The following is a 13,508-nucleotide window of genomic DNA, read 5'->3' on the forward strand; positions in this document are numbered from 1 at the left end:
CTTTCTAATTCTATTAAAAAATCAACAACTAAATTAGACGAAAGCGAAAAAAGAATCACCTTAAGAGACTTTGTAGAGAATATCTATATTAATGCTCTAAATACTTTTGAAGGAGAAAAAATAGTTTAATTTTTCTACAATGTTTTTTTTCAGAATTTAGTTAATCCTTAAAATCTAAAATAGATACCTTTGTAAGCAAATTTTAGAAATTGAAAAAAGTAGAATATATCATCGTTGGTCAAGGTGTTGCAGGGAGTTGTATGGCGATGAAATTGTTGCAGGAAAAGAAATCTTTTGTGGTGATTGATAATCATTTTCACAAAGCATCGGCGATTGCTGCTGGAATTTTTAATCCTGTTGTGCTAAAACGTATTTCAATTGTTTGGAATGCGACAAAACAAATTGAAAGATTGCGCGAAGTTTTTGGTGATTTCGAACAATTATTAAACAAAAAATATATCTACAATTTTCCAGTTTATAGAATTTTTAATGACGAACAAGAGAAAAAAACGTGGTTGAAAAAAGCGACAACTCATCCAGATTTGATTGATTATTTAGCAACTGATACAGAACAATTGAATGATTTTTCTTCAATAAATTCTCCGATAGGTTCTGGCGAAGTTTTGCATACAGGCCGTGTTGATTTGACAAATCTTTTGGCTGATTTTAAAAATTATTTAGTCAAAAATGATTTGTTTCTTGATGAAACTTTTGATTTTAATGAATTAAAATTAGAGGATAATCAAACGAGCTATAAAAAAATCGAAGCAACTAAAATAATTTTTGCCGAAGGTTATAATATTTTGAACAATCCTTATTTCAAAAATTTACCTATAATTGGTGTAAAAGGCGAAGTGTTGAGAATTAAAACAGAAGCTAATTTACCTGAAGCAGTTGTGAAAGGAAAAGAATTTTTGATGCCTTTAGAAAATAATCAATATTTTGTAGGCGCAACTTACGATCGTGATCATGTGAATTATGAAAATACTGAGGATGCAAAACAATATTTGGTTGAAGGTGTTCAGAATTTTTTTAAAGATGATTTTGAAGTTGTGGAACAACATGCGTCAATTCGTCCAACGGTTGTGGATCGTCGTCCAATTATAGGAGCGCATCCAACGCATCAACAATTGATTTGTCTAAATGGAATGGGAACGCGTGGGACAATGTTAGCGCCTGTGATGGTGGATGATTTGTACGATTTTTTAGAAAATAATCAACTAATTGACAAAGAAGCGAACATTGCACGTTTCTATGATCGATTTTAAACCTATTTTGAATGAAAAAATTTGACATAAAAATATTTGCAATTCAACTTGTAGCAAGCGTTTTGTTATTTTTAGGAATTCAACAATTTTACGTCTTGGCTGAATTAGATTTGATTGAATTAATTCATTCAATGGGAAAAGATAATTTTGCCTTTTTGGTTAGAAAAAGTGACGAATTCGGAATCAGCGAAAAACTGAAACATTTAGCTACAATGAAAACAATTTTGAGTTTTGTAGGTATTGTTTTGGCGTATATTTTATGTTCAGTAATTAATCATAAACGCAATTACGATTGGAAAATGTCTGTAATTATAGTAGTATTGTGTTTTTTAGTTTTTCAATTCAGATTAATGAACCTTCCAATTAATTTTATTGCAACCAAAAATCTCGCATTGGCTTATTTTGTGCCAGCAACTTTTTCGATTTTAATCAGTTTTGTATTGTATTTTTTGAGTTATCGTTTAAAACCTTAAAAAAAATCAATGCAAAATTCTACAATTAGCATTAATATTTTTAGCTTCTTTTATAAAAGTTAAAGCTAATTGTTCATCGTTAACATCAATTGTTATTGAATGTCCATCTAATAATTTGTCAACATTACTTTTAGCAACTTTTAATGATATTTTTAGTAAGTCAATTTGTAGATGTGTTAAAGTGACTTTTTGAAATCCTTCATTCCAGCCATCAAATATTATCTTCATAAGTGATTTTAAATATTGTTAAAAATAGAAATGAATACTTGTTTTAAGTTCTAATGCTTTATGAAATATATTAATAATATTTTCACATTCAGGATATGTTTTCTTCAATTGATTATAAGTGTTTTCAATTAAAACTAAATTATTAATTTTTTCGTCTTCATAATCGTCAATTATTGAATTACAAGTTTGATTAATTAAATCAAAAACACCTTTCTTCCATAAAATATTAAATTCTGATTCATTTAACCTAATTTCGATTAATTCGTTTGGAGAAGCTGTATCATAATCTAATTTTAATTCAGCTTCTTTATTAATAGGAACAATAATAATTTTACTCATAATCATTAATTGAAAGGTGATTGTTATTTTTAAAACACTTTCACAATATACTACTTATAGTTTTGAGATAAGTTTTCATCTAACAAAAAACATTGTATTTTTGCAAAATGTTATTAGTACAAAATTTAGGAGTTTATTTTGCGGGTAGATATTTATTCGAAAACGTTTCGTTCCGCATCAACAAAGGAAACCGTGTTGGTTTGGTAGGGAAAAATGGAGCAGGAAAATCTACTTTGCTTAAAATTTTAGCCAAAAGTCAGCAATCTTCAGAAGGTGAAGTTGTTTACGAAGGCGACGTTACAATCGGATATTTATCGCAAGATATTGATTTTGTACAAGGAAGAACGGTTTGGCAAGAAGCGGATTCTGCTTTTGAGCAATTGGTTGAAATTCAAGAACGTATTGATTTTGTAAACAAAGAATTAGCTGAAAGAACAGATTACGAATCGGACGAATATGGAAAATTAATTGAAGATATTTCTCATTTAATAGAACGTTTCGGACTTTTAGGTGGTTACACAAAAGATGCTGAAATCGAACAAATTTTAATTGGTTTAGGATTCAAAAATTCAGATTTTCATCGCCCAACAGAAGAATTTTCTGGAGGTTGGAGAATGCGAATTGAATTGGCAAAACTATTGTTGCAAAAACATGATGTAATGCTTTTAGATGAGCCTACCAACCATTTGGATATCGATTCGATTGTTTGGTTAGAAGATTTCTTGAAAGATTATCCTGGAGCTGTTGTGTTGGTTTCGCACGACCGTCAATTTTTGGATAACGTAACTAATCGTACAATCGAAATTGCAAATCGCCACATTTCTGATTTTAAAGCGAATTATACGCGTTATTTAGAATTGCGTGAAGATCGTCGCGAAAAATTAGAGCAAGCACAGAAGAATCAAGAGCAAATGATTAAGCACACGGAAGATTTAATTTCAAAATTCCGTGTAAAAGCTAATAAAGCTTCGATGGCGCAATCATTAATCAAAAAATTAGATAAAATAGAACGCATCGAAATTGAAAATGATGATGTAACGAAAATGAATATCCGTTTTGTGGATGCTGTTCAGCCAGGTAAAATTATTTTCGAGTTAGATGATGTAGGTGTTGCTTTTGGTGATCATCAAGTTTTTGATCATGTTTCTTTTTATGTTAATCGAGGAGAAAAAGTAGCTTTTGTTGGTCAAAATGGTCAAGGAAAAACGACTTTATCGCGTGCGATTATCAACGAACAAGAGCATTCAGGCAAAATAAAACATGGACATAATGTAGAAATCGGATATTTTGCCCAAAATCAAGCACATGTTTTGAATGATAAATTAACGGTTTTAGAAGAAGCAGAAAATTCTGCAACAGAAGAAACACGTAAACATGTTCGCGATTATTTAGGTGCATTTATGTTTGGTGGTGATGCTGTTGAGAAAAAAGTTTCGGTTCTTTCGGGAGGTGAGCGAAATCGTTTGGCGTTGTGTAAATTATTGTTACGTCCATTCAATGTATTAATCATGGATGAGCCAACGAACCACTTGGATATTGTATCAAAAGAATTGTTGAAAAAAGCTTTACAAAAATATTCTGGAACTTTGATTTTAGTATCTCATGACCGTGAATTTTTAGAAGGTTTAGTAGATAAAGTGTTCGATTTCCGTAATGGTCAAGTGAAAGAATATCTTTCTGGAATTGATGATTATTTGGCGCAAATAAAAGCGGGAAGTTTCCGTGAAGTGGAGAAAGGAAATAGTTTGGCTGCACGAAAAGAAGAGAAACCGATTGAGGTTAAAATAGAACAAGCGAAAAGAGTTTTATCTTTTGAGGAAGAGAAAGAGCAAAAACGTCTTAAAAATAGATTGTCAAGAATAGAAACGGAGATTTCTGATTTAGAGACGAAGATTGCCGATTTAGAAAATAAGTTGCATGCAGGTTCGCAAACGCAACAAGAATTAGATAAATACTCGAATCTGAAAAATGATTTAGACAAAAAAATGTTAGAGTGGGAGGAGGTTTCTGAACAAATTATCTAATGATAGAAATAGAAAAAAAAGTGCTACAAACTGTAGCACTTTTTTTGTACATTATATTTTTAGAATAAAACAAAATGCATAAACAATCATTTGCTGCAATTATATCAGAACTACCAAAAACATTAATTCTTGGCTCTTTACCTGGTGATTTATCGTTAGAAGTCAATCAATATTATGGACATCCGCGTAATCGATTTTGGAAAATGATGTTTGAGATTTTTGAGACAGAATTTTCAGAAGATTATGAAATAAGAAAACAACTTATTTTACAGAATAAGTTTGCGCTTTGGGATGTTGCACATTCTGCTGACAGAAAGGGAAGCATGGATGTGGATATGAAAAATGTTTTGCCAAATCAGATTGATGAATTGTTGAATGAATATCCTACAATTGATAAAATAATTTTCAATGGAAAGAAATCAGAACAATTATTTTGGAAATATTTTGATGAAAAAACATCTATTGAGTATATTTCTTTGCCAAGTACAAGTCCAGCTAATGCTCAATTTTCTTACGAACGATTGCTTAAAATCTGGAAAAATGCAATTATTTAAGATGAATTTTTAATGTTCAAAATAATTTAATCAAAAAAAAGTAAAATTATTTTAGTACTTAAAAATATTATGATGAGAAACTTAGCTTTTAATGTAAAATAATTATGAAAAAAATGTTTCCTAAAAGTTTTGTAATTAAAAAAGCTGTTCTATATTTGCACTCACAATCGCGGGAATAGCTCAATTGGTAGAGCGTCAGCCTTCCAAGCTGAATGTTGCGGGTTCGAGTCCCGTTTCCCGCTCTAACTTCTTTCTTAGAAGTGGATGCCTTGGTGGTGGAATTGGTAGACACGCAGGACTTAAAATCCTGTGTCCATTAGGACGTGCGGGTTCAAGTCCCGCCTGAGGTACAACAAAGCTCAAGAATTTATTTTCTTGAGCTTTTTTTGTTATATATTTTTTTCATAAAATAGATTTAAAAAAAACCACCTAAACAACTTTAGATGGTTTTTAAAATTATAAGTTGTAATAAATTACTTATTCATTGAGATTAAAAACTCTTCGTTAGAGCGTGTATGTTTGATACGATCGTGTAAGAATTCCATCGCTTCTACAGGATTCATATCCGATAAATGGTTGCGAAGAACCCACATTAATTGTTGTGTTTTGTCGTCTAATAACAAATCGTCTTTACGCGTAGAAGAACTTACTAAGTCAATTGCAGGGAAAATACGTTTGTTCGAAATCTTACGATCCAATTGTAACTCCATATTACCTGTTCCTTTAAATTCTTCGAAAATAACTTCATCCATTTTAGAACCTGTATCAATCAATGCAGTTGCAATAATTGTTAAAGAACCTCCATTTTCGATGTTACGAGCAGCTCCAAAGAAACGTTTTGGTTTGTGTAATGCATTTGCATCAACACCACCCGATAACACTTTACCAGAAGCTGGCGAAACTGTATTGTAAGCACGAGCCAAACGCGTAATAGAATCTAAAAGAATCACAACATCGTGTCCACATTCTACCATACGTTTTGCCTTCTCTAAAACGATATTTGCAACTTTTACATGGCGATTTGCTTCCTCATCAAACGTAGATGCAATAACCTCTCCGTTTACCGAACGTTTCATATCTGTTACCTCTTCCGGACGCTCATCGATTAATAAAACAATCAAATAAACTTCTGGATGATTTTGCGCAATTCCATTCGCAATATCTTTCAATAACGTTGTTTTACCCGTTTTTGGTGGCGCCACAATCATCCCACGTTGACCTTTACCTATTGGTGTAAATAAGTCAATTACGCGATTTGATAAAGATTTAGAATTACTTAAATTGAATTTCTCGTTAGGGAAAAGTGGAGTTAAATGCTCAAAAGCGATACGATCACGTACATAATCTGGCGTACGACCGTTGATTTCTTTAATTTTGATTAAAGGAAAATATTTTTCACCTTCTTTTGGAGGACGAACCTCTCCTGTAATTGTATCTCCCGTTTTTAATCCAAATAATCTAATTTGAGATTGAGAAACATACACATCATCAGGCGAAGACAAATAATTAAAATCAGAAGAACGTAAAAAACCATAATTATTATCTGGTAAAATCTCTAAAACACCTTCAGTTTCAATAATTCCGTCAAATTCATAATTCGCAGCGCGATATTTATTTTTTTGATTTTGATTATTGTGGTGATTATTTTGTTGAGATTGATCGTTTTGATTACGATTATCAGATTGATTATTTTTCTTCTGATTATTTTGATTATTCTTTTTCAGATCTTGGCTTTTGTTCGCTCGTTCCTGAAATTTATTAACGCGAGGATTATTTTCTTCCTTTTTTTCTGTTTCGGTAGAAGTATTTTCAACTTTTTCAGTTTTTACTTCTTCTGCAACAGCCTCTTTTTGTTGAACTTCTCCTTCCGAATTTTGAACTCGTTTGCGTTTCGGTTTCTTATCTTCTGTAGGTAGATTTTCAGCTTTATCTTTTTTAGCAGGTTTTGTTTCAGCTTTTTCTTCAACCTTTGGTTGGCTGTTGATAAAACCTAAAACTGCGTCTAACAATTCGCCTTTTTTTAATTTCTTATACCCATCGATTTTCAGTTGCTCTGCAACTTGTTGTAAATCTGGTAATTTGAATGATTTTAATTCTTCGATATCAAACATAATCCTATAATGAAGGTATTAATGTGTTTATATTTTTTTTATTCAATAAAGTAATTGGGAATCATAACAATAGAATTGTTATAAAGCGTATAAATTTGAGATTTATTAATGCAATAGTACGAATAATTATAAAAACTCAAAAAGTTTTTTTACATTTGTATTCGAAATTTAAGAAATGATTCAAAGAAAGCAAAGTATATATTTATTCTTAAGTGGAATAATTTCGAGTATATTCGCCATGAATTTTGATAAGCTGTTTGATATTCCATTAAATTGGTTACAAAATCCGGAGAAAGGAGATTACATTTTTTCGTTAGCCTTTTTCTCATCAGCTTTAATTTCATTTTTAACCATTATGTTTTTCAAAAAACGTAAGTTACAGATTAGCTTAGGATGGTTAAACATTATTTTGAATGTTTTATTAATTGGTTCTTTTGTATATTGTCTATTAACATTACCTGGAGAAGGAAATTCTGAGAAAGGTATTTGGGCATTAGTTCCTTTAGCTTCGATTGTGCTTCTGTCAATTGCCAATCGTTTGATTAAGAAGGATGATGATCTTGTAAAATCAGTAGACCGTTTCAGATAGACCAAAAACTTTTTATATTATGAGTGTCTAAAAGCAGTTTCAAGCAATTGAAACTGCTTTTTTCGTTTAAATAAGTTTATTCGAATGTTAAATAAAAATTAATTTTACACTGATGTTTTGAAAATCTAAACTAAAATAAAGGGGTATTGAATTTATTTGTAATGAAATTATAATTTAACCCCTAAAAAAATAGGGGTGTTTTTATTTTATGTTTAATTTTTATTTATTTTTGCATCATAAAACAACACAAAGTAATTTTCTTATGACATCATTTCGTTTTGAAGCACTAAAAGCCGCAAGCAATCGCAAACCGGTAGCTGTTCCTGAATTAGGGAAAAAATCAGAAATTTTTGGAAGCAATGTTTTCAATGACAAAGCAATGCGTCAACATTTAACTTCAGAAGCTTATAAAGCCGTTCGTTCTGCAATGGATTATGGTACTAAAATCGACCGTAAAATGGCAGATTTTGTTGCTTTAGGAATGAAAGAATGGGCGATGAGCAAAGGTGTAACACATTATACACACTGGTTTCAGCCATTAACAGGAACAACAGCAGAAAAACATGATGCTTTTTTCGAAACTTCATTTGATGGAGCAGATCCTGTAGAAAAATTTAGTGGATCATTATTAGTTCAACAAGAGCCAGATGCATCTTCTTTTCCAAATGGAGGAATTCGTAATACATTCGAAGCACGTGGATATACAGCTTGGGATCCAACCTCACCAGCATTTATTTTTGGAACAACTTTATGCATTCCGACAGTATTTGTTTCGTACACAGGAGAAGCTCTAGATAATAAAACACCTTTGTTAAGAGCGCTTTTATCAATTGATGAAGCAGCTACAGAAGTAGCGAAGTTCTTCGATAAAAATGTGAAGAAAGTAACTCCGACTTTAGGTTGGGAACAAGAATATTTTTTAATTGATGATGCTTTAGCGGCTTCTCGTCCAGATATTTTACAAACTGGTAGAACGTTGTTAGGACATGTTTCTGCAAAAGGTCAACAATTAGAAGATCATTATTTTGGTTCGATTCCTACGCGTGTTTTAAATTATATGCGCGATTTAGAAAACGAATGTATGTTGTTGGGAATTCCTGTAAAAACTCGTCACAACGAAGTAGCACCTAATCAATTTGAGTTAGCGCCAATTTTCGAGGAAACGAATTTAGCAGTTGACCACAACTCATTGTTAATGGATGTGATGCAAAAAGTTGGTGAGCGTCATCATTTTAAAGTATTATTCCACGAAAAACCATTCAAAGGAGTTAACGGATCTGGAAAACACAATAACTGGTCGTTAGCAACAGATACTGGAGTTAATTTATTAGCGCCAGGAAAAACACCAAACAGCAATTTACAGTTTTTAACGTTCTTTATTAATACCATCAAAGCAGTTTCAATTTATGAGGAATTGTTACGTGCTTCTATCGCTTCTGCTTCTAATGACCACCGTTTAGGAGCGAATGAAGCGCCACCAGCAATTATTTCGATCTTTATTGGTCAACAATTGACAAAAGTATTGGAAGAATTAGAAGGTGTTTCGACAGGGAAATTATCTCCTGAAGAAAAAACTGATTTAAAATTAAACGTTGTTGGAAAAATTCCAGATGTTTTATTAGACAATACAGATAGAAACAGAACTTCTCCATTTGCTTTTACAGGAAATAAATTCGAGTTCCGTGCTGTAGGATCGACTGCAAACTGTGCAAATGCAATGACAACGTTGAATGCAATTGTAGCAAAACAATTGATCGATTTCAAAAAAGAAGTTGATGCGTTGATTGAAACAGGTTTGAAAAAAGATGAAGCAATTTTCAATGTTTTACGTGAATATATTAAAGAAACAAAGAATATATTATTCGAAGGTGACGGATACAGCAAAGAATGGGAAGAAGAAGCGGCTCGTAGAGGATTGTCAAATCACAAAACAACTCCATCTGCTTTAAAAGCAAAAGTTTCTCAAAAATCATTGGATTTATTCTCGGAACTTAATGTAATGAACAACACAGAAGTTGAAGCGCGTTACGAAATCGAATTAGAAGATTACATCAAGAAAATTCAGATTGAAGGTCGTGTTTTAGGTGATATTGTGAGAAATCATATTATTCCGACAGCTTTCAAATATCAAAACATATTGATCAAAAACATTAAAGGATTCAAAGATATTTTTGGAGATGATTATGAAGAATATGCAGGCGAGCAATTAATTATTTTGAAGAAAATTTCGATGCATGTAAACGAATTAAACGCAAAATTGCACTTAATGATGGATGCACGTAAAGAAGCAAATGTGGTTGAATCTTTAGAAGAAAGAGCACATGCTTATTGTAACAAAGTAAAACCATATTATGATGAAATTCGTTACCATGCTGATAAGTTAGAATTAATGGTCGATAACGAATTCTGGGTTTTAACAAAATACAGAGAATTATTATTTACGAGATAATATTTTTAACAATAAATTACAAAACCGATGAGAAATCATCGGTTTTTTTTATTCAAATTTTCTGAATCCCTTGAGTTATTGTATCTTTGCAATCCAATAAAAGTATATGGCAGATTTAGGTCTATTAGATAAATTAAGAGCAATCAAACAACGTTTCGATGAGGTGGCAGATTTAATCATCCAACCAGATATCGTAACAGATCAAACTCGTTATGCGAAATTAAACAAAGAATATTCTGATTTGAAAGACTTTGTTGAAATGCAAAAACAATACGAAAACTTAATCAATGTAATTGAGGAAGCAGACGAAATTATTCAAGATGGTTCTGATGCTGAAATGGTTGAGTTAGCTAAAATAGAAAAAGACGAAGCAATCAATGCGATTCCACCTTTAGAGGAAGAAATCAAAATGATGTTGATTCCAAAAGATCCAGAAGATGAGAAAAACATCATTGTCGAGTTACGTTCTGGAACAGGAGGAGATGAGGCAGCGATTTTCGTAGAAGATATTTACCGTATGTATTCGATGTATTTCAAAGAAAAAGGATGGAAACACGAAGTATTAAATACTTCTGAAGCATCTGGAAAAGGATACAAAGAGTTGGTAATGCAAGTAGAAGGAAATGCAGTGTACGGAACAATGAAATACGAATCAGGTGTTCACCGTGTACAACGTGTTCCTGAAACAGAATCGCAAGGACGTGTGCATACATCGGCGATTACGGTTGCGGTTTTACCAGAAGCAGAGGAGGTTGATGTAGTGATTAATCCAGCAGATTTGGAGTATCAAACAGCTCGTTCATCTGGTGCGGGAGGACAAAATGTAAATAAAGTTGAAACGAAAGTTCAATTAACGCACAAACCTTCTGGAATTGTAATTGTTTGTCAAGAAGCGCGTTCTCAACATAAGAACCGTGAAAAAGCCTTACAATTATTACGTACAAAATTGTATGAAATCGAGTTCGAGAAAAAACATTCAGAACGTTCTGCTCAACGTAAATCATTAGTTTCGACTGGTGACCGTTCTGCTAAAATTCGTACATACAACTATCCGCAAGGACGTGTAACAGATCACCGTATCAACAAATCAATTTATAATTTGGATAACTTTATGAATGGAGATATTCAAGAAATGATTGATGCATTGAAAATGGCAGAAAATGCAGAAAAATTAAAAGGTTCGGAAGAAGATTTCTAAAATCAATTCTAAATCTTAGATCATACAAAACACTTCAAGAAATTGAGGTGTTTTTTTATATTTAATTCGTTGTTCATTTTGATAATTTTATCAAAAAAAAACGTCTGTTCGAGTGGAATTCTGTAAGAATTTTGTATCGAGAATAGTTTTTTAATGATAAAATTCTATTCTCGATACAATTTTTATTCACTCTGTTTCTAAAAATCACTCGAATTGACGAATTTTTAATTAAAATGAATAATAGGTATATTTAAAAGTAAAATCAATAATATGATGAAAACAAGAGTTAAGATTTGTTGTATTAGTAGCAAAGAAGAAGCACAACAAGCAATAAAATATGGAGCAAATGGATTGGGTTTGGTGGGTAATATGCCAAGCGGACCTGGAGTAATTGGTGATGATTTAATCAAAGATATTACTAAAATTATTCCACCAACATTAGCTTCGTTTTTATTAACAAGTGAAACAACAGCAGAAACAATTATTCACCATTATAAAAAAGTTTATACAAATACAATTCAGTTAGTAGATGAGCTGAATAACGAAGAATATCAAATTTTGAGAAACGAATTACCTTGGGTAAAGTTGGTACAAGTGATTCATGTGATTGATGAAAATTCGGTAACGGAAGCGGTAGAGAAATCTCAGTTTGTAGATGCTATTTTATTAGATAGCGGAAATCCTAACTTACAAGTAAAAGAACTGGGAGGGACAGGGCGCACGCACAATTGGGCGATTAGCAAAAAAATTAGAGAAGAAATTAACATTCCTCTATTTTTGGCTGGCGGTCTTCATCCTGATAATATTCGTGAAGCGATTGATGTTGTTCAGCCTTTTGGCGTAGATATTTGTAGCGGTGTAAGAACTGATGGAAAATTAGACGAAAAGAAATTAGACGCTTTTTTTAGAGCGGTTAATGGTTAGAAAAATAAAATCCTTGTCAAAGTTTTGAATCTTGACAAGGATTTTTTTTCTAATTTTCTTTGTCGCTTGAGTCTAAAAGGAATTTGTAAACCGTTTTATCTCCATTACTAGTTATTCTTATAATATTGATAGTATCTTTTCTTTTTTTACTATGGAATTTAATATCTCCAATTCTCAAATTGTAAAATCTCATTGAATCGGATAAATCATTATGATTTAATAATTTTCTTTCATTTAATTTTTTTAAGCTCGATGATTGAATATAAATTGAATCATTTGGATTTACATTTCCTATTTTAATCTGTTTGATTAAGTACGTACAAAATACATTTAATTTTAAATCATTTTTGTCAGAAATTTCTTTATATGAGTGAGAATGTGGAGCTCCTGTAATTGCTAAAAAGCAAGAGTTTAAAGTTAAAATAATTAAAATAAAGAAAAGAAAATTGAATATTTTCATATTAGAATACTGTTTAGTCTTATTTTTTATTATAATACATCGTATTTATTAGATATATTAAAATCACCAATTATTGGAAATGCTTTGGTAATTTGATTGAGTTGGTTAATTATATCTTTAAGAAAAGTTTGGTCAAAATCAATATCAAAAGTTAGATTCGCAGAATATATACCCGATTTATCATTACACTCAATACTTGCTCTTAATTTACCAGAACCATCTCCTGAAATATCAATTTTACAATATTCTTCTAAATCAGAAAATATTACTTTTCCATCTAATTTATTATATAAAATTGCGAGCTTTTGTTTAAAATCTTCAAAAGTTATTGTTAGAATTTCAGCTGAATATTTACCTTGAAATGCTCCTCCTTTAACCTCAATATAACAATTAATCCAATTATTATCATAATCAATTTCTGAGTTATAGTTTATTAGATTTTTTGTCGAAATTCTTATAAAATTTCCTTGACTTTTTATTTCAAAAAATAGATTTTCTGTTGAGTTCATTCAGTGTAATGTTTGGAAAGCTTGTATATAACTAATTTCTTGTAAATATAATTGTTTCTAAAATTACATTCGTCTAAAACAAGTCTGTTTGTAATAAACGTAAGATTACATTCATCTAAAACAAGTCTGTTTATAATAAATGTAAGGTTACATTCATCTAAAACAAGTCTGTTTATAATAAATGTAAGGTTACATTCATCTAAAACAAGTCTGTTTGTAATAAATGTAAGGTTACATTCATCTAAAACAAGTCTGTTTGTAATAAATGTAAGATTACATTCATCTAAAACAAGTTTGTTTGTAATATCTGTAAGGTTATATTGATTAATAATATATTGACTATATTTATAAAACATTAAAAATAAATGAATTATAAACACTT

The 13,508-nt window shown here is 31.0% G+C and carries 13 protein-coding genes and 2 tRNA genes; 10 read left to right on the forward strand and 5 right to left on the reverse strand.

Going from position 1 to position 13,508, the window contains the following annotated elements; translation table 11 throughout:
- Positions 1 to 209: 209 nt before the first annotated feature.
- Positions 210 to 1,268, forward strand: coding sequence for an NAD(P)/FAD-dependent oxidoreductase (locus B4E59_RS10545; protein ID WP_291047147.1), 1,059 nt, complete (start codon positions 210 to 212; stop codon positions 1,266 to 1,268).
- A gap of 11 nt (positions 1,269 to 1,279) precedes the next feature.
- Positions 1,280 to 1,741, forward strand: coding sequence for a hypothetical protein (locus tag B4E59_RS10550; RefSeq protein WP_115001691.1), 462 nt, complete (start codon positions 1,280 to 1,282; stop codon positions 1,739 to 1,741).
- A 6-nt stretch (positions 1,742 to 1,747) separates the two neighbouring features.
- On the opposite strand, the gene B4E59_RS10555 is transcribed toward B4E59_RS10550, so the two are convergent.
- Positions 1,748 to 1,969, reverse strand: coding sequence for a hypothetical protein (locus B4E59_RS10555; RefSeq protein WP_115001689.1), 222 nt, complete (start codon positions 1,967 to 1,969; stop codon positions 1,748 to 1,750).
- Between the two features lie 18 nt (positions 1,970 to 1,987).
- Positions 1,988 to 2,308, reverse strand: coding sequence for a hypothetical protein (locus tag B4E59_RS10560; protein WP_115002126.1), 321 nt, complete (start codon positions 2,306 to 2,308; stop codon positions 1,988 to 1,990).
- Positions 2,309 to 2,415: 107 nt separating this feature from the next.
- Here B4E59_RS10560 and B4E59_RS10565 point away from each other — a divergent pair, with 107 nt between their 5' ends.
- The 4 genes from B4E59_RS10565 (at position 2,416) to B4E59_RS10580 (ending at position 5,236) form a co-directional block, all read left to right on the forward strand.
- Positions 2,416 to 4,332: an ABC-F family ATP-binding cassette domain-containing protein gene (locus B4E59_RS10565; RefSeq protein WP_291052853.1), complete on the forward strand. Its 1,917-nt coding sequence runs from the start codon at positions 2,416 to 2,418 to the stop codon at positions 4,330 to 4,332.
- Positions 4,333 to 4,406: 74 nt separating this feature from the next.
- Positions 4,407 to 4,886, forward strand: a complete 480-nt coding sequence (locus tag B4E59_RS10570; RefSeq protein ID WP_115001685.1) for a DNA-deoxyinosine glycosylase — start codon at positions 4,407 to 4,409, stop codon at positions 4,884 to 4,886.
- Between the two features lie 169 nt (positions 4,887 to 5,055).
- A tRNA-Gly gene (locus tag B4E59_RS10575) sits at positions 5,056 to 5,128 on the forward strand.
- Between the two features lie 24 nt (positions 5,129 to 5,152).
- A tRNA-Leu gene (locus B4E59_RS10580) sits at positions 5,153 to 5,236 on the forward strand.
- A 123-nt stretch (positions 5,237 to 5,359) separates the two neighbouring features.
- Here the strand turns inward: B4E59_RS10580 and rho are convergent.
- The gene (rho, locus tag B4E59_RS10585) at positions 5,360 to 6,997 is read right to left on the reverse strand and encodes a transcription termination factor Rho (RefSeq protein ID WP_115001683.1); all 1,638 of its coding nucleotides are present in this window, start codon (positions 6,995 to 6,997) and stop codon (positions 5,360 to 5,362) included.
- 175 nt (positions 6,998 to 7,172) lie between these two features.
- On the opposite strand from rho, the gene B4E59_RS10590 reads away from it, so the two are divergent.
- The 4 genes from B4E59_RS10590 (at position 7,173) to B4E59_RS10605 (ending at position 12,157) form a co-directional block, all read left to right on the forward strand.
- A complete protein-coding gene (locus tag B4E59_RS10590; RefSeq protein ID WP_038332961.1) occupies positions 7,173 to 7,586 on the forward strand; it encodes a DUF4293 domain-containing protein in 414 nt (137 codons plus the stop codon).
- Between the two features lie 262 nt (positions 7,587 to 7,848).
- Positions 7,849 to 10,035, forward strand: a complete 2,187-nt coding sequence (locus tag B4E59_RS10595) for a glutamine synthetase III family protein (protein WP_291047146.1) — start codon at positions 7,849 to 7,851, stop codon at positions 10,033 to 10,035.
- 106 nt (positions 10,036 to 10,141) lie between these two features.
- Entirely contained in the window at positions 10,142 to 11,233 is a 1,092-nt protein-coding gene (gene prfA, locus B4E59_RS10600) for a peptide chain release factor 1 (protein ID WP_115001678.1), read from the forward strand.
- 273 nt (positions 11,234 to 11,506) lie between these two features.
- The gene (locus tag B4E59_RS10605) at positions 11,507 to 12,157 is read left to right on the forward strand and encodes a phosphoribosylanthranilate isomerase (protein ID WP_291052857.1); all 651 of its coding nucleotides are present in this window, start codon (positions 11,507 to 11,509) and stop codon (positions 12,155 to 12,157) included.
- Between the two features lie 49 nt (positions 12,158 to 12,206).
- On the opposite strand, the gene B4E59_RS10610 is transcribed toward B4E59_RS10605, so the two are convergent.
- Both B4E59_RS10610 and B4E59_RS10615 read right to left on the reverse strand, forming a co-directional pair.
- Positions 12,207 to 12,617 (reverse strand): hypothetical protein, encoded by a 411-nt coding sequence (locus B4E59_RS10610; protein WP_286494769.1) that lies wholly within the window; start codon positions 12,615 to 12,617, stop codon positions 12,207 to 12,209.
- A 29-nt stretch (positions 12,618 to 12,646) separates the two neighbouring features.
- Positions 12,647 to 13,126 (reverse strand): WapI family immunity protein, encoded by a 480-nt coding sequence (locus B4E59_RS10615; protein WP_291047144.1) that lies wholly within the window; start codon positions 13,124 to 13,126, stop codon positions 12,647 to 12,649.
- Between the last annotated feature and the right edge of the window lie 382 nt (positions 13,127 to 13,508).

Origin of the sequence: Empedobacter sp. UBA2044 (assembly GCF_002333005.1) — a bacterium.
In the GTDB taxonomy this organism is placed as follows: domain Bacteria; phylum Bacteroidota; class Bacteroidia; order Flavobacteriales; family Weeksellaceae; genus Empedobacter; species Empedobacter falsenii_B.